We start from the raw sequence: 15787 nt of genomic DNA, 5'->3' as shown, positions 1-15787 counted from the left end.
CGATGAGCGGTGTCCCCGTCACAGCACACTGTTCGATGGACGTCGGCTCCGGGGGAGGTGCCTGATGCCGACGGAGACGGCCCGCAACCCGTCTTTGAGCCTCGTCCGGTCGCGCCTGCTCGCCGCGCTGGACGTCCGGCCGAGGTCGCTCGGCCTGGTCGTGGCGCCCGCCGGCGCGGGCAAGACCACCCTGCTCGCCCAGTACGCGGGCAGCGTCACCGGGCCGATGTCCTGGCTGCGCACCGTGCCGTCGGACGCCGACCCGTCCCGGGTGCTGGAGCGGATGGCCGCCACCCTGCTCGACGGCCCCGGTGGGCTGCTGGTCGTCGACGACCTGCACCTGATCGAGGGCACCCCGGGGGAGTCCGTGCTGCTGGACCGCGCGCACGCGCTGACCCGCGAGGGCGTACGCGTGCTGATCGGCACCCGCCGCGCCCCGGCGCCGATCCTGGCCCGGCACGAGTTCTCCGACAGCGTCGTGATCGACGCCGAACAGTTGCGCTTCCGCGCCTGGGAGGTCGAACGGCTGCTGCGTGACGTCTACCGCGAGCCCCTGCCCGCCGACGACGTCGCGGCCCTGACCCGCCGGCTCGGCGGGTGGGCGGCCGGGCTGAAGCTCTACTACCTCTCCACCCGGGGCCAGCCGCTGCCCGACCGTCGGCGGGCCGTCGCCGCGCTGGCCAAACGCTCGGCGCTGTCCCGGGACTATCTCACCCGGACGGTCCTGGCCGAGCTGGCTCCGGCGCTGCGCCGGTTCCTCGTCCGCACCTGCGTCTTCGAGGTGCTCACCGCCGAACGCTGTGACCGCCTGCTCGGCGAGGGCGACGGCCAGGCCGCGCTGGAGGAGTTGGAGCGCCGGCACGCGTTCACCGTCACCCACGACGGCGGCCGGTCCTTCGCCTACCACGAGGTGCTGCGCGCCCACCTGGCCGCGGCGCTGGTCGAGGAGCTGGGGGAGGCCGAGGCGCGGGAGTGGCACGCCCGCGCCGGCCGGCTGCTCGCCGAGGAGGGCGCGGCCCTGGAGGCGGCCCGCTGCTTCGCCCGCGCCCAGCAGTGGTCCGAGGTGCACCGGCTGCTCGACGCGGCCGGTGCCGCGGTCGCCGTGCGGGGCCTCGACCCGTGGACCGACCTGCTGCCCGGCTGGTTCATCGCGGAGGACCCGTGGCTGGTCCTCGCCGACGCGCAGCACCGCATCAACGAGGGCCAGCTCGCCGCCGCAGTGCCGCTGCTGCGCCGGGCCGAGCAGATGTTCGGCGCCGGGCCGGGCGGGTCCCGCTGCCGCGCGCTGCGCGCCGACGTCACCGCCTGGCTGCCGGACGGCCCGCACTGGCGCGGCCACTGGTCCGGCTGGTTGCGGACCGCCACCCGCCGGCACCCGATGGTCGTCGTGGGCGAGGCGGACCGGCTGTCCGGCGCCGGCGCGACCCTGGTGCGCGCCGGTGCGCTGCTGCTCGCCGGCCACGCCGTGGAGGCGGTGCGGGTGCTCGACCGGGCCGCCGCCGCCGACGGTCCGGTCGGCGTGGCCTGCCGGCTGTTGCGCGCCGCCGTCGCGCTGGCCGCCGGGGACCCGCACGGGGCGGCCGCGGTCGGCGCCGTCGGCCTGGAGGCGGACCGGGCCGGCCTGCCGTGGCTCGCCCGGGTCGCCCGGGCCGTACCGTCCCTGGCCGGCGCCGACGCCGACCTCAAGGAGGCGGCCGCCGTGGTGGAGGAGTGCGACCGGCTCGGCGACCGGTGGGGCGCCCTGCTCGCCGCGGGGTGCGCCGCGCTGTCCCGGTCGCTGCGCGGCGGCCCCGATCCGGAGGAGGCCGGCCGGTTGCTCGACCGGGCCCGGGAGGCGGACGCCGGAGTGCTCGCCGCCTGGGCCCAGTCGCTGCTCGCGCTGGCCGCGGTGCGGGCCCGGCTGCCCGACGCCGACGTCGAGGTACGCCGCGCGGAGAGCACCGCCCGGGCCGCCGGCGCCCCGGGCGCCCGGGTGCTCGCCCTGGCCGCCGGTACGCCCACCGGGCCGGGCCGGGCCGCCGCGCTCTCCGCCGTGCACGCCGTCGCCGAGCAGGCCGGGCTGCCCCGGGCGGCGGTGACCGCCTGGACCGCGGAGCCCCGGCCGTCACCCGCCACGGCCGGCACGGCCCGGCTGACCGTACGCTGCTTCGGCGGTTTCCAGGTCTGCCTGGACGGTGAGCCGCTGAACTGGTCGCCGCTGCGCCCCCGGGCCCGCGCGGTCGCCCGGATCCTCGCCATGTACGCCGGGCCGGTGCACCGCGACCGGCTGCTCGACGCGCTCTGGCCGGACACCGACCCCGGCACGGCGACCCGCACCCTGCACGTGGCCCTGTCCAGCCTGCGCCGGTTTCTCGACACCCACCTGCCGGCCGGCGGCGGGGAGACGCTGCTGCACCGCGACGGGGACGCGTACCTGCTGGCCCTGCCGGCCGACGCCTGGTGCGACGTGCGGGAGTTCCGGCGGGCGGTGGAACGGGCCGCCCGGCGGGCCTCGCCGCAGGACCCGGGCGCGCTGGACGACCTGCGGGTGGTGGTGGCCGCGTACACCGGCGAGCTGCTGCCGGAGGACGGCCCGGCGGAATGGGTGGTCGCCGAGCGGGAGGCGCTGCGCCGGCAGGCGGCCGACGCGGCGGCCCGCCTCGCCGAGGCGGCCCTGAGCGGCGCGACGGCCGGGCCGGCGGTGGCGATGGCGGCCCGCTGCGTCGAGATCGACCCCTGCCACGACGCCGGCTGGCGGCTGCTGATCGCCGCGCACGACCGGGCGGGCAACGCGGCCGCCGCGGAGCACGCCCGCCGCCGCTACGCCGACGTGCTCGTCTCCCTCGGGCTGGACCCGGCCGTGGTCGCCGCCGCCCCGATCAGCGTCGACCGAAGAATTCCGCTTCCCCGATCGCCACGGACGGAAGCAGTCCGGGCCCGTACGTCGAGCGGACCACCAACCTGATCCGCACCACCTTCGCGGCCGGCACGTCGAAGTGCTGCTCCCCGGGCTCGTCGCGCAGCTCGATGTCGGTCTTCTCCTGCCGGCCGTCCGGGCCGACGGCGATCACGGTGAGCCCGCGCGGCCGCCCGGCGGCCAGGAAGGCCTGCCGCCGCGGGCTGACGCCCGGCGTGATCACCACGGTGAGCAGCCGGACCGGCTCGGCGAACCGGCCCTCCACCCAGGCGCCCCGGGCCACCCCGTTCGGCGCCCAGTACCGGTTGTTCGCCCCGTCGGTCAGCCGGCCCGCGCTCGCGCCCAGCGCCTCGGACGACGCCACCACCGCCGCGGGCACCAGCGGCGTCGGGTCCTGGGTGCGGTCGCGCACCGCCTCGATGGCGCGGCGCACCAGCGGCGGCCCGGCGATGGCCAGCACCCCGACCAGGCAGAGCGTCAGCACGATCAGCAGGGTCCGCCGGGCCGCCCCGGCGGCGCGGCGCTGCTCGCGCAGCGAGCGGCGTTCCGGCGACCGGCGACGCAGCCGGTCCCGGCAGCGCTGCCACCAGGTGCGTCGCGGGGCGGCGGGCCCGGCGGCGGCGACCAGTTCGGCGCCGCAGGCGCGGCAGAACCGCCGGCCGGGCGCGTTCTCGGCCGCGCAGGACGGGCAGACCAGCCGGGGCGGCGGCGCGGTCGGACCGTCGGCCGGCGCGACCGGCACGGGCGCGGCGTCGGCCGGCTCGGCGCGCCGGTCCGGCGCGCCGGGCTGCCGGGGAGCTGGTGCTCGCCCGCCCGGATCCGGGTCGGTCCCGTCCGGCGCCGCCACGGCCCGGCCCGCCTCCGCTCCCGTCCGTGCGGCCGCCCCGGCGCTGGTCCCGGCGGCCGCCCCGTCGCTGGTCGCGGCGCTGGTCCCGGCGCTGGTCGCGGCGCTGGTCCCGGCGGTGGTCGCGGCGGTGGTCGCGACGTCCTCGGTCCGCCCGCCGGCGCGCGGGTCGCGCTTCGGCCGCCGGTCGGCGTCCGCACCGTCCGCCGGCCCGTTCCCGGCCCGGCCGTCGGCCGGGCGCCCCTCGACGTCGGTGGCCGCCCCCGGCCGGTCGCCGGTCCCCGGGCCCGGTCCCGGGCGGTCGGCCCCGGTGGACCGGCCGCCCGACGGCGGGTCACCGGCGTCCCAGCGCAGGAACTCGCCGCAGGTGCCGCAGAACTGGTCGGCGTCGCCGTTGCTGGCCCCGCACTCGGCGCAGATGATCATTGGGCTGCCTCCAGGATCACCCGGACGTGGGCCGGCACGGCGGCGGCCAGGACGTGGCGGACCAGCGCCTCGTCGGCCTCCCCGCGGATCCGTACCCGCACCTCCGGCGTCTCGTCGGGCGGCGGCGCGTCGGTCGGCGTCGCCGAACAGGTCACCCCGCCGCTGTCGGTGACCTCGGCCGCCACCCCGGCGGCGACCCGCAGGGCCAGCACCATCCCCCGGGCCGTACCCCGCCAGCGGTGCACCTCGACGGCGTGCCGGACCAGGTCCCGGCGGACGTCCGGCGACCGGTCCCCGTCCACCGGCGCGGCCACCCAGCCGGCCAGCCAGTCGAGGAAGTCCGGCGGGGCCAGCTCGAGGTCGAAGTAGGTGTCGAGGCAGTCGAGGGTGAGCAGGATCGGGGCCAGCACCTCGTCCAGCCCGGCGGTGAACCGTTGGGCGAAGTCGTCCTCCAGGTACATGGCGGGCAACTGCTGCCCGATCGGGTGCGGGCTGACCAGCCCCGGCACGGAACCCCGCATCATCCCCTCCTGACCTCGGCGCCCCGGCTCACGAGGTGACCCGCACCTGGTGGCCGTAGGAGAAGGCGAGGGCGCTGACGTCCAGCTCGATGCGCTGCACGGCCTCGCCCCGGTCCCCGGTGGTCGGGTCCGCGCCGAACAACCGGACGTCCTCCACCAGGTCGATGCCGGCCACCCGCTGGAGCACGGCGTGCAGCTCGCCCGACTGCACCGGCCGGCCGAACGGCCACCCGCTGCCCTCCGGTCCACCCCGGACCGGATCCAGGTAGTCGTAGAGCGCGCGCAGCGCCCGGCGGCGCAGGTCGGCGGTGGACCCGGACCGGGGCCGGGCCCGGACCTGCGCCACCACCGTCACCCCCTGGTAGAAGGGCGGCTCCACCAGCACCCGGGCGCCGACGCAGCGGCGTACGTCGAGGAAGGCCCGGATCCGTTCCAGGGTCTCGTCGCGGGGCCGCAGCGCGGCGAACCGGGCCGCGTCGTCGTCGCTGTCCCGGTGCTCGCCCAGCGCCGGCACCACCAGCACCCGCACCGCGGTCGAGCCGTCGCCGGCCGGTACGCACCGCACCCGCAGCACCTCCGGCGCGGCCTGCCGGGCCAGCTGCTCGTAGTCCTCCGCGGTGACCGCCCGCTCCCGGGTCCGCAGGGTCAACGGCCCGCGTACCGACGTCTCGGCCAGCGACTCGCCGTCCACCCCGCCGGTGGCGGCGGCCCGGTTCGTCACCGTGGAGACGAACGGCACCGGGTCGCGCAGCACGGTCAACGACCGGGCGGCCACGTTGCCCTGCCGGCCCCCGCCGGTCCGGTACGCCGGGATCCGCACCACCGCGCCCTTCGGCGGCACCGCCCCGTACCCGCGTACCGTGCCGTCGGGTTGCCGCACGGCCGGCCCGAAGCGGATCTCGCCGCCGGCCCGGTCCACGCAGACGTGCCGGTCCTCCGGCCCGGAGTCGGCGAAGCTCGGCACCTCCCGCCAGGTCTGCCAGCCCTCGGCGGTGCCGACCTCGATCTCGATCGTGCCGTCGGCGGCGACGATCGGGGCGCGCTGCACGGTGAACCGCTGGCCCGGCACCCCTTCGGCCGCGCCGACGGTCTCCCCGGCGATCAGCTCCGCGTGGCAGGCCTCGACCGTGCCGCCCACGGTGGCCGCCTCGGCCCGGCCCAGCCGGGGCGGGGCGTGGAAGAACGGCTGCCCGGCGGCGGGCTCGCGCAGCCGGCAGCGCAGCCAGCCGGCGCGGTGCCGGGCGACCGCCGACGCGGTGTGGCCGGCCGGTACGTGCAGCACCACCTCACCGGCCCGGTTCAGCGCGCCGGTGGTGTCCCGCTCGACCGGGCACGGCACCCAGCCGTCGTCGGTCCACGCCTCCCAGACCAGCGGCGGGTTCGTCGGGTCCACGCCACGGCCGGCGACCGCCCAGTCCATGGTGAGCAGCACCACGCAGCCGGGCACCGCCGTGTCCAGCCCGAACAGCACGGCGTCGCCGGCCGCCGGCGGATCGGCGAACGCCGGCACCCGGTCCGGGCCGCCCAGCTCGCCGGTCCGGTCGGTGGGCTGCCCGCCGGCCGGTACGGTCAGCACCCGGACCAGCCGGCACGGCGGCACGGTCAGCTCGCGCAAGGTCTCGAAGGTCACCGGCTCGACGTTCTCGGCCCGCACGGTCGCCACGTGCGTGCGGGCCGGCACCACCACGGCCGCCTCGCGCGGCGCGGAGAGCCAGAACGTCACGTCGGTCGAGGCCACCGCGGGCGGGAACGGGGTGATGCCGAGCAGGTCGAGGAACTTCACGTAGTGCCGGTCGGGCACCCGGTTGAGCCGGTAGAGGAGCTGGTCGACCAGGTAGGCGAACGTCTCGATGAGGGTGACCCCCGGGTCCGAGACGTTGTGGTCGGTCCACTCCGGGCAGCGCCGCTGCACCAGGCGTTTGGCGTCGTCGACCAGGTCCTGGAACCGGCGGTCGTCGAGGTGGGGCGCGGGCAGGGCCATCACTCGGCTCCGGGATCGTGCGCGGGGATGACGTAGAACGGGAAGACCAGGTTGCGGGGGTCGTTGTCCTGGCGCAGCCGGTAGCGGATGTCGATGTGCAGGGTGCCGCGGTCCGCGTCGGCGAAGTCCACCAGCACGTCGTCCAGCTCGATCCGCGGCTCCCACCGCTCCAGCGCCAGCCGCACCTGGTAGGCGACCTGACCGGCGGTGGACGGGTCGGCCGGGGCGAACGCCAGCTCGTGGATGGCGCAGCCGAACTCGGGTCGGCCGGGCCGCTCGCCGGGGGCGGTGCCGAGGATCAGCCGGATGCTCTCCACCACCTCGCGGTCGCCGCGCACCAGGGCGACCCCGCCGGTCGGGTCGGTGCGCAGCGGGAACGCCCAGCCGGCGCCGATGAAGTCCGTGGCCATGCCGGTCAACCTCCGATCAGCACGGTCGGGCAGCCGGCGAGGATCGGGGCGCCGCAGCCGGCGAGGTCGCCCAGCCGGGCGGCGGGCCGGCCGCCGATCAGCACCGTCGGGCAGCCCGGTGGCAGCAGGGGCGACGGCGGATGCGGCGGGGTGCCGGGGAAGGAGCAGGCGTGCAGCGTGCCGACGGTCGCGGCGGGCTGCCCGCCGATGAGGACGGTGGGCACCCCGGGACCGCCGACCGTCCCCGGGTGGGCGGTCGGGTCACCGACGCGAGCGGCTGGTGGCACGGCTCTCTCCCTTCGTCACCGGTGTCTCAGTTGATCCGCACGACCGCGCCGCGGACCGTCACCGGGCCGCTGGCGGTCAGCTCGGCGCCGCCCTGGCCGGCGACCTTCACGGTGGCGCCCTCCACGGCCACGCCGCCGGTGCCGCGGACGCTGACCCGGCCCTGGCCCTCGATCCCGACGTCGCTCTTCGACGTGACGGTGACCCGCTGGCCGGCCAGTTCCAGCGGGCCGGTGCCGGCGTCCAGGCTGATCCCGTCCCGGGCCTGGATGCTCACCTTGCCGTCGCTGACGATCTCGATCTGGCGGCCGGTGCGGTCCAGCCGCAGGGTGAACTTGCGGTCCCCGGTGGCGAGCAGGATGCCGTCCGGGCCGCTGCCGGCCTCCAGCAGCTCCAGCCGGTGCCCGGTGCGGGAGACCAGCGCCCGGGCGGCGATCCGGCCGGTGCCGGCGTCCACCGGGTCGGTGTCCAGCTTCGGTGGCGCATCGGTGCCGTTGTGCAGCCCGCCCAGCACGTACGCGGCGTCGAGGTTGCCGCCGGTGAAGCCGACCAGCACCTCGTCACCCACCTCCGGCAGCAGCACCGTGCCCCGGTCCGCGCCCGCCCCCGGCTGCACGACCCGCGCCCAACCGGTGGTGTAGGCCCCGTCCAGCCAGGGCAGGGTGAGCCGGACCCGGCCCAGTTTCTTCGGGTCCTTCACGTCGCTGACCACGGCCGGGACCAGGCCCCGGCCGGCGGGTTCGGCGGCGGACCCGCCGGCGGCCAGGCCGTAGAGCGAGCGGTCGGACCGGCCGGAGACGGTGAACGCCGTGGTGTAGCCGGCCTGTTCGCTGAACACGTGCCGGGTGCTGGTCAGCACGTACCGGCCCTGGAACGGCGCACCGACGTTCGCCAGCGCGACCGCGGCGCCCGCGCGCAGCCGGGCGTTGCCCTTGGCCACCCCCTCGATCTCCGCGCACCCGCCGCCGAGGTCGCCGGCGAGCGCGCCGGCCACCGTCCGGACCGCCGCGTCCGTGCCCAGCGTCGGGTCGGCCACCAGGTACGCCGGGCTGCCGAGCTTCCGTCCCAGCTCGGCCGGGTCGACGCCGATCCCGTCGGCGCCCGGCACGGTCGGGGTGGCGGTCGCGCTGACCGCCCGCTTGGTGGCCGGGTCCCAGCCCCGGGCGCCCACCTCGGGCACCTGGGCGGTCGCGGTCACCCCGGCCCGCAGCGCGATCAGGTTCCGGTTGACCTCCAGCACCAGCGGGTCCTGGCTGGCCCGCGCGGACGGGTCCGGGGCGCCGGTGGGCGGCTCGGGCATCCGCAGGTGCAGCTCGCCGTCGCGGACCGTCACCTGCGCGCCGACCAGCTCGGCGAGCCGGTGCAGGAAGGCCCAGTCGCTGACGTTGTCCTGGCTCAGCTGCGCCTCCGGCTCGCCGCCGATGCCGGCCACCGGGTCGATCCGGCCCGCCTTCAGCCCGGCCCGCTGGGCCACCTTCCGCACGATGTCGGGCACGCTCATTCCCGGGTACGCGGCGACCCGCCGGCCGCGCAGCAGCCGGTGGGCCAGGTCGAGGCCGCGGATCTCGGTGAACGTGCCGGTCGCGTCCAGTTCGCACTCCAGCGCGGTGACCTCGCCGCGCAGCAGCGGCGCGGGACCGCCCGGGTCGGAGGTCTGCACGGTCAGCCGCACCGGTACGCCGATGGCGAACCCGCCCTTGGCCAGCACGCTGCGGTCCGGGTCGCGGTAGCGCAGCACGAACCGGTCGGGCAGGTTGCGGCTGTCGTCCACCGCCGCGTACGTCAGCAGCGACGCGATCTCGGCGGGCAGCGGGCTGCCGCCCACCTCGACGAGGAGGGCGTTGGCGAACTGCTCATTGGCCACGGGCACCACCCGTCAACTCTTCGGGGGCCGGCACCAGCAGCGCGGTGCCGGGCCGCAGCCGCATCGGGTCGTCGATGTCGTTGGCCTCGGCGATCTGCCGCCACAGCCCGGCCCGCCCGTACGCCTGGTAGGCCACCGAGTGCAGGGTGTCCCCGGCCACGACGACGTGGATGTCCCGGGCGGCGAGCGCGCCGGAGGTCGGGTTCTGCCCCGGCTGCTCGCCGGAGATCTCCTCGAGGGCGACCGTGCAGAGCGCCCGCACCGGGGTGCCACCGGGGGTGAACAGGGTGTACTTGGCGCTGACGCTGGACACGAAGGACGGGAAGCCGACCATGCCGCCCCAGTGGAACACCACCCACGGCGGGGAGCCCTTCTTCTGCTGGCGGCTCGCGTCGGTCGGCACGCAGCAGGCGAACAGCTCTTCCACCCGCTTCACCACCGAGCTGTCCATGGTGTCGGTGGCGTCGAAGAACATCTCCAGGCTCAGCTTGCACGGGTCCGAGCCGGTGAACTCGGGCACGCCGCTCTTCTTCGCGTTGCGCTGCGCGTCCCGCTTCCACTTGGCGGTCTTGGTCAGCGCCAGTTCCTTCGGGTTGAACTGGAACGGGATCTGGCCCAGCTTCGGCCCGGGGGACGCGGTGCCGCCGTTGCGCGGCGGTTCGTGCAGTTGCAGGTACGCGTGGGTGAGCTGCGGCGGCGGACCGCCGCCCCGGCCGGCCGGGCTGCCGGCGGCGGTGAAGGTGACCGGGGAGGCCGTCACGCCGCCACCTCGCTCTGCTCGCGCATGACTCAGCCGCCCGTTCCGGGGCCGAAGAAGCCGTGGTGGGCCAGTTCCAAGGTCTCCACGGCGACCTTCGGGTTGTCCGGGCTGAGCTGCGGCCCGGTCCACTTCACCGGGATGACGTCGAGCAGCCCCCACCGGGCGATGACGGTGCCCTCCAGGGTGCGGGCCTCGATCGTGGCGGTCTTGCGGGTGATCCCGTTGGCCATGCCACCGAACCAGCGCATCAGCTTGGTGCTGTCCGCGGTGACCGGCCGGGAGAGCTTGACGTTGGAGAACTTCATCCGGGTGGGCAGCTGCCAGATGTGCCCGTTGTTGCCGCCCTCCTCACGCTGCTCGACCACGACCTCGCAGCCCAGCCCGTCACAGGTGTTGAACGCGCCGAGATCCTGATCGTCGATCTTGACGACGAAGGCGATCGCGACGGCGACCTCGTCCTTGGCCATCCACCCCTCCTGATCGGTCGGCGCTGGTAACTGCTCGGTTGCTGGTCGGCCCCGGCCCGCCCGGTCAGCCCGGTCCGCCGAGGACCCCGTGCCGCTCCCGGTCCAGGCGCAGCTCGGTCTTCAGCCGGCGCAGCAGCGGGTCGTACAACTTCTTCAGCAGCTCCTCCGGCTCGGCCCCGGCGGCCGCGCCGGGCGGGGGAGCGGTGGCGGCCGGTGCGGCCGCCGGCCCGGCTGGCGGTTCCGGCGGTGGCGGCTCGACCGTCTCGGCCCGCTGCACGGCCCGCTCACCCGGGTCGGTCCGGGCCGGGTCCGCCGGCCCGCCCGGGTACGCCAGGGGGATGCCGGCCCCGCCCGGGTACGCCGCCGGAATCCCACCGCCGCCCGGGTACGTCGCCGACGGGCCGCCCCCACCCGGGTTGGTGGCGGCGCCGGGCAGGGCGCCGACCCACCGCTGCACGGGCAGCGGACCGTGGCCCGCGCCGGTGCCGAGCGGGCCGGTCGCGCCGGGCTGACCGGCGACGGTAGGCAGGTCGTGGTGGGTCGGCGCCGGGCCGTGCGGATCGGGCGACGGCGCCGGCACGGCGGCGGGCGCCGCGACGGACTCGTGCTGCCAGGACACCCGCTGCACCGGTGGCGGGGCGGCCGGCCCGCTCAGGTCGGGCACCTCCCCGGTCAGCGGCCGCAGCGGGCGGTCGCCGACCAGCCGAGCCACCACCGGGAGCGGGGCGGCGGCGGACGGCTCGCTGCCGCCGGGCGGGTCGCCGGGGGTACCGGTGGGCTCGCCGTAGCCGCCGACCAGCGCCGCGGTGCCCGGCTCCACGCCGTCCGGTCCGGGCGCAGCCTCGTCGTGGCCGGGGAACGGCGTGGCGTCGACCGGTGGATCGCCCGGCGTGACCGGCCGGCCGGCGGCGGGTCCGGCCCCGGGGTCCCGGGCCGCCGCGCCGGGGCCCTCCAGCCGGGACACCACCGGCAGGTCGGGGCCGGCCGACCCGAGGTCGGCGGGCACGGCCGGGCGCGCCGTCCCGCCGGGGTCGACACCGCTGCCGGCAGGCCCGCCACCGGTGGAGAGCAGCGGCGCGATCCGGGCAGCGGTGGGGGCGCCGGCGTCCGGTGGCCGGTACGTCTGGACCGGGACGCCGGTCCCCGGCGCGGTAGGCGATGGCGGGCCGGCGGCGTCGCCGGACAGCGCTGACCCGCCGGGTGCCGGGCCGGCCACCGGCAGGTCGCCGGCGGCCGGCGGGCCGGTCCGGGCCCCGGGTCCGGCGGGGGCGTCGGCCGGGAGGCGGGCGACGGAGGTGTCGCCGACCAGCCCGGCCAGCTGGTCCGCCGGGGCCGGGGTGGCCGCCGCTGCCGCACTGCCGGCGTCGTGCGGGCCGGCGACGGCGGCGCCGGGGTCGGTGCGGGTATCGAGGTCCGACGCGGAGCCGACGGCACCGGCCGGATCACCGGGCCCGTCGGGCGGCCCGGTGATCGCGGCCGGGGCGGCGCCCTCCGGCGTCCGTTGGGCGGTGTCGGCCGGGGTCCGTTGGGCGGTGTCGGCCGGGGTCCGTTGGGCCAGGGGGAGGGCGGTGTCGCTCGGCGGCACCCGGGCGGCCACCGCGGCGTCGACCGGGGCGGGCGGGCGGCGTGGGCCCGCCGCACCGTCGGGGGCGCGCTGTGCCGTCGGGACGTCCGTGGGCCCGGTCGCGGACGGTGTCGGGCCGGGCAGGGGAGACACGATCGGCTCGCCGAGACCGAGCCGGCGGTGCGGCCGCGCCGCCTCCCCCGGAAGGCGCTGCACGGGCAGGTCGACGGTGGCCGGTCCGGCGGTGGCCGGTGCCGTGACCCCGGCCGCCGGTCCGCCCACGTCGGCGCCGCCGGCCGGTCCCGGCAGGCCGGCCGGCGGGAGGTCCTGGCCCAGGGTGGGTGCCGCCGGCGGGCCGGCCGGTTCCGCCGGTCCGGCCGGCCCGGGGACCGGCTCGGCGGGCGGCTCCCCGGCGCCCACCGGGGCGTCGACGGTGGGCAGGTGCAGCTCCACGGCGGGCGGCGGAGCGGTCACCAGCCGGCTGACCGGCACGGGTTCCAACGCCACCGGCCGGGCCGGCGGCAGGGCACCCGCCGGTGCTGGCCCGTCCGGCCCGGCCAGGGCCGGTCCGGCACCGGTCCCCGCCGACGGCGGGCCGGGGGTCGGGAGGTCGCCGACCCGTCGTTGCACCGGCGTGGCGAGCCGGCCGCCCCGCGCCGGCGGGGTGGCGAGCGGCAGCGGCGTCGCGACGTCGGGGGACGGGAGTGCGGCCGGCTCCGGCTCGGGCCGGCCCGGCTCCGGGGCGGGCAGAGCGGCGTCGTGCAGCACCCCCGACGGCTCGGCCGCGCCGACGAGGTGACCGAGGGGGGCCAGGTAGGACGGATCTCGCCAGGCGGTCAGCGCGCCGGTGAACGTCTCCGGCAGGTTCAGCCGTGGCTCCGTCGGGGTGACCCGCTGGATCGGCGGCAGTGCCTGCCAGGCCGGCGGCTCACTGCGGCCGGCCGCGCCGGCCGGCTCCGGGGGCGCTGCGGCGCCGGGTCCCACCGGGGCCGGACCGGGGGTCGCGTCGGCGGCGGACCGCTGCACGGTCCGCTGCGATCGCCGGCGCCACGGCCACATCGGGTCACCGTCCCTGACTGATCCGGGTGTTGATGCTGGCGATCTCGGCCACGTACCGCAGCCGTTCGCCGTGTTCCAGGTCGAGGATCTCCTCGAGTGACCAGTGGAGGTGGTAGGCGACGTACGCGACCTCGGCGTAGATGCGGTCGGCCGCGTACGTCACGATTCCCCCAGGCGACCACCGGCGAGGTCGACCGCGAACCGGTGCCGGCACTCGGGACAGACCACGCTGGCCCGGGTGTGGCCCTCGCTGTTGATCCGCCGGTACATGTCCTGCAGGAACGCCAGGTCGGAGGCGAACAGGTCCTCCACCACGCCGGGATGCACGTCCACCACCGTGCCGATCCGGGTGATCACCCGGCTGAGCAGCACCACGGTCAGGTACGGCGGGTTCTCGCGTACCCGGTCGTCGCGCAGCGGCACCAGCTCGTCCCGGGCCGTGGCCAGCCGCATCACCCCGTCCCGGTGCACCGTGCCGGCCCCGTCGACGTATCCGCGGGGCAGCTCGAACGGGAACTCCGTACGCAGCGTCTCGCGCCGTGGGGCGACGGCCGGTGCCTCGGCCTGCTCCGGGCCGGGCGGCGGGACGAGGGACGAGGTGCGGCGCATCGGACTACTCGACCTCCATCGCCTCGTACGTCACCACGAGCTTCTCGGTGAGCACGCTGGTGTCGCCGGCCTTGAGCGAGCTGATCTCCAGGCTCTTCGCCCACGCGTTGGTGAGCTTGTACCGCTTGATCGGCATGCCCTCGTAGTCGAAGACGATGATCGCGCCACCCTTGCGGGCGTCGCCCATCTTGCCGAACCGGCAGTCCTTGATCCACTTCTCGAAGCTGTTGTCGGAGGTCAGACCCCGGGTGAGGGTGACCTCGCCGGCCTTCGGCGCGCCGGGCGCCTTGCGCACCACGAACTTGCCGTCGGCGGTGTTCGACTTGTACTCGATGACGTCCTGCTCCATCTTCAGGCCGGTCACCTCGGTGATCTGCCGGATGACGATGCTGTCCACCTCCAGGCCGAACGAGTGGCCGACGGCGGAGTCGAAATCGGGGAGCGGCACGACTGCCTCCTCACGCTACGGGGACTACTCGTTGACCAGGCTGGTGCCACCGGACATCTGGGCCAGCTGGAAGATCACGAACTCGGCGGGCTTGACCGGCGCCACGCCGATCTGGCACACCACCTGGCCGGCGTCGATGCTCTCGGCGGGATTGGTCTCCCGGTCGCACTTGACGAAGAACGCCTCGTCCGGGGTGAGCCCGAACAGCGCCCCCCGCCGCCACTCGTTGACCAGGAACGCGCTGATGGTGCGCCGGATGCGTGCCCAGAGCATGTCGTCGTTGGGCTCGAAGACCACCCACTGGGTGCCGTTGAGGATCGACTCCTCCAGGTAGTTGAAGAGCCGCCGGACGTTCAGGTAGCGCCAGGCCGGGTCGGAGGAGAGGGTGCGCGCGCCCCAGACCAGGATGCCCCGGCCCGGGAAGGCCCGGATGCAGTTGATCCCGAGCGGGTTGAGCAGCTCCTGCTCGGTGCGCGTCAGCTGGGTCTCCAGCGCCACCGCGCCCCGGATCACCTCGTTGGCGGGGGCCTTGTGCACGCCCCGCGTGCCGTCGTTGCGCGCCCAGACCCCGGCCAGGTGCCCCGACGGCGGCATGAACCGGTTGGTGCCGGTCACCGGGTCGAACACCTTGATCCACGGGTAGTAGAGGGTGGCGTACTTCGAGTCGTACCCGGCCTGGTCGGTGCGCCACTCCTTGACCTGCTGCGGCGACAGGCCGGGCGGCGGGTCCAGGACGGCCATCCGGTCACCCATCAGCTCGCAGTGGGCGATCATCGCGGACTGCACCGCCTTCACCGACTCGAGGTCGATCGCGCCGCGCTGGTAGGCACCCATCAGGTCGGGCACCGCGACCATGGTCACCTCGTCGACCGCCTCCAGGCCGCCGAAGCCGGTGCGCTCCGCCGCGTCGCCGACGTACTCGTCGGCGGAGACGTTCTCCGGCGCGCTCACGGTGGGCGGGGCGGCGCTCAGCGCGACCTCGCCGCCGCGCGGCCGGGCGAGCTGCCCGGTCGGCGCCGCCTCCTCGATGGTGATCAGCTTGGACCGTTCCCGGACCACGGCGACCACGTTCTCCTTGCCGCGCTTGGTGGTCACCGACTCGAACGTCTCGACGACCTGCCCGCCCCGCTTGACCACCAGGTTGAACCGGTCGTCGCCGGCACCCTCCGGTGGATCGGCGACCTCGACGGTCAGGTCCTCGGGGGTGCCCTCGGGCAGCGCGCGGGCGACCACCCGGTAGGTGCCCAGGATCGCGGTCGGCTCGGGTGCCGGCGGCAGTGCCTCGTCGCTGGCCCGGTCGCCGCCGACCCGCACGATGTACGCCGCGCCGCCGCCCTGCATGAAGTATCCGTAGACGGCGTGGCCCAGGTAGCAGTCCGGGGCGAACTCGCCGAAGATCTGCGAATACTGGCTCCAGTTGGTCACCAGCGTCGGGGTGTTGAACGGCCCCTGCGCGGCGAAGCCGACGAAGGCGGCGACCGCCGTGCCGACGCCCTCGATCGGGCGGGAGCCGGACTCCACCTCCTCGACGTACACGCCCGGCGCCAGGTAGTTGGGCATCACGCCTCCTCGTCCCTCAGGGTCGAGACGAGCGTCCCGCGTACCCGGGCCCGGTCACACGTCCGGGCGGACGCGTGATCGGGAAGGGTTGCC

At 76.7% G+C, this 15787-nt stretch carries 14 protein-coding genes; 1 reads left to right on the top strand and 13 read right to left on the bottom strand.

Annotation, left to right across the window (positions count from 1 at the left end; genetic code table 11):
• Positions 1 to 64 precede the first annotated feature (64 nt).
• The gene (locus tag ACIBPB_RS05865) at positions 65 to 2944 is read left to right on the top strand and encodes a BTAD domain-containing putative transcriptional regulator (protein WP_396838411.1); all 2880 of its coding nucleotides are present in this window, start codon (positions 65 to 67) and stop codon (positions 2942 to 2944) included.
• On the opposite strand, the gene ACIBPB_RS05860 is transcribed toward ACIBPB_RS05865, so the two are convergent.
• The 13 genes from ACIBPB_RS05860 to ACIBPB_RS05800 form a co-directional block, all read right to left on the bottom strand.
• Positions 2859 to 4166 carry an NADase-type glycan-binding domain-containing protein gene (locus ACIBPB_RS05860; protein ID WP_396838410.1) on the bottom strand — a complete coding sequence of 436 codons (1308 nt, stop codon included), beginning with the start codon at positions 4164 to 4166 and terminating at the stop codon, positions 2859 to 2861. The genes ACIBPB_RS05865 and ACIBPB_RS05860 overlap by 86 nt on opposite strands.
• Positions 4163 to 4687: a phage tail protein gene (locus ACIBPB_RS05855; RefSeq protein ID WP_357313268.1), complete on the bottom strand. Its 525-nt coding sequence runs from the start codon at positions 4685 to 4687 to the stop codon at positions 4163 to 4165. Before ACIBPB_RS05855 ends, ACIBPB_RS05860 begins: the two co-directional genes overlap by 4 nt.
• 28 nt (positions 4688 to 4715) lie before the next feature.
• Positions 4716 to 6668, bottom strand: a complete 1953-nt coding sequence (locus ACIBPB_RS05850) for a putative baseplate assembly protein (protein ID WP_396838409.1) — start codon at positions 6666 to 6668, stop codon at positions 4716 to 4718.
• Complete coding sequence (locus ACIBPB_RS05845; protein WP_046564914.1) at positions 6668 to 7078, bottom strand: GPW/gp25 family protein; 411 nt, start codon at positions 7076 to 7078, stop codon at positions 6668 to 6670. The genes ACIBPB_RS05850 and ACIBPB_RS05845 overlap by 1 nt, the downstream gene beginning before the upstream one ends.
• 5 nt (positions 7079 to 7083) lie before the next feature.
• On the bottom strand, positions 7084 to 7365 hold the full coding sequence (locus ACIBPB_RS05840; protein ID WP_357313277.1) for a PAAR domain-containing protein: 282 nt from the start codon (positions 7363 to 7365) through the stop codon (positions 7084 to 7086).
• Between the two features lie 26 nt (positions 7366 to 7391).
• Positions 7392 to 9227: a VgrG-related protein gene (locus ACIBPB_RS05835; protein ID WP_396838408.1), complete on the bottom strand. Its 1836-nt coding sequence runs from the start codon at positions 9225 to 9227 to the stop codon at positions 7392 to 7394.
• Positions 9217 to 9987 carry a LysM peptidoglycan-binding domain-containing protein gene (locus tag ACIBPB_RS05830; protein ID WP_396838407.1) on the bottom strand — a complete coding sequence of 257 codons (771 nt, stop codon included), beginning with the start codon at positions 9985 to 9987 and terminating at the stop codon, positions 9217 to 9219. Before ACIBPB_RS05830 ends, ACIBPB_RS05835 begins: the two co-directional genes overlap by 11 nt.
• Before the next feature lie 29 nt (positions 9988 to 10016).
• On the bottom strand, positions 10017 to 10454 hold the full coding sequence (locus tag ACIBPB_RS05825; RefSeq protein WP_357313286.1) for a phage tail protein: 438 nt from the start codon (positions 10452 to 10454) through the stop codon (positions 10017 to 10019).
• Positions 10455 to 10518: 64 nt separating this feature from the next.
• Complete coding sequence (locus ACIBPB_RS05820; RefSeq protein ID WP_396838406.1) at positions 10519 to 13077, bottom strand: hypothetical protein; 2559 nt, start codon at positions 13075 to 13077, stop codon at positions 10519 to 10521.
• Positions 13078 to 13081: 4 nt separating this feature from the next.
• Complete coding sequence (locus tag ACIBPB_RS05815; protein WP_156313290.1) at positions 13082 to 13240, bottom strand: DUF6760 family protein; 159 nt, start codon at positions 13238 to 13240, stop codon at positions 13082 to 13084.
• Positions 13237 to 13686 (bottom strand): hypothetical protein, encoded by a 450-nt coding sequence (locus tag ACIBPB_RS05810; RefSeq protein WP_357313293.1) that lies wholly within the window; start codon positions 13684 to 13686, stop codon positions 13237 to 13239. Before ACIBPB_RS05810 ends, ACIBPB_RS05815 begins: the two co-directional genes overlap by 4 nt.
• A gap of 4 nt (positions 13687 to 13690) precedes the next feature.
• Positions 13691 to 14134, bottom strand: a complete 444-nt coding sequence (locus ACIBPB_RS05805; protein WP_046571933.1) for a phage tail protein — start codon at positions 14132 to 14134, stop codon at positions 13691 to 13693.
• Positions 14135 to 14158: 24 nt separating this feature from the next.
• Entirely contained in the window at positions 14159 to 15694 is a 1536-nt protein-coding gene (locus tag ACIBPB_RS05800; protein WP_357313298.1) for a phage tail sheath subtilisin-like domain-containing protein, read from the bottom strand.
• Positions 15695 to 15787 lie beyond the last annotated feature (93 nt).

Origin of the sequence: Micromonospora sp. NPDC049836 (genome assembly GCF_044465125.1) — a bacterium.
In the GTDB taxonomy this organism is placed as follows: domain Bacteria; phylum Actinomycetota; class Actinomycetes; order Mycobacteriales; family Micromonosporaceae; genus Micromonospora.
Note: the sequence above shows the minus strand (reverse complement) of the source record. Positions and strands in the feature narration are given on the sequence as shown.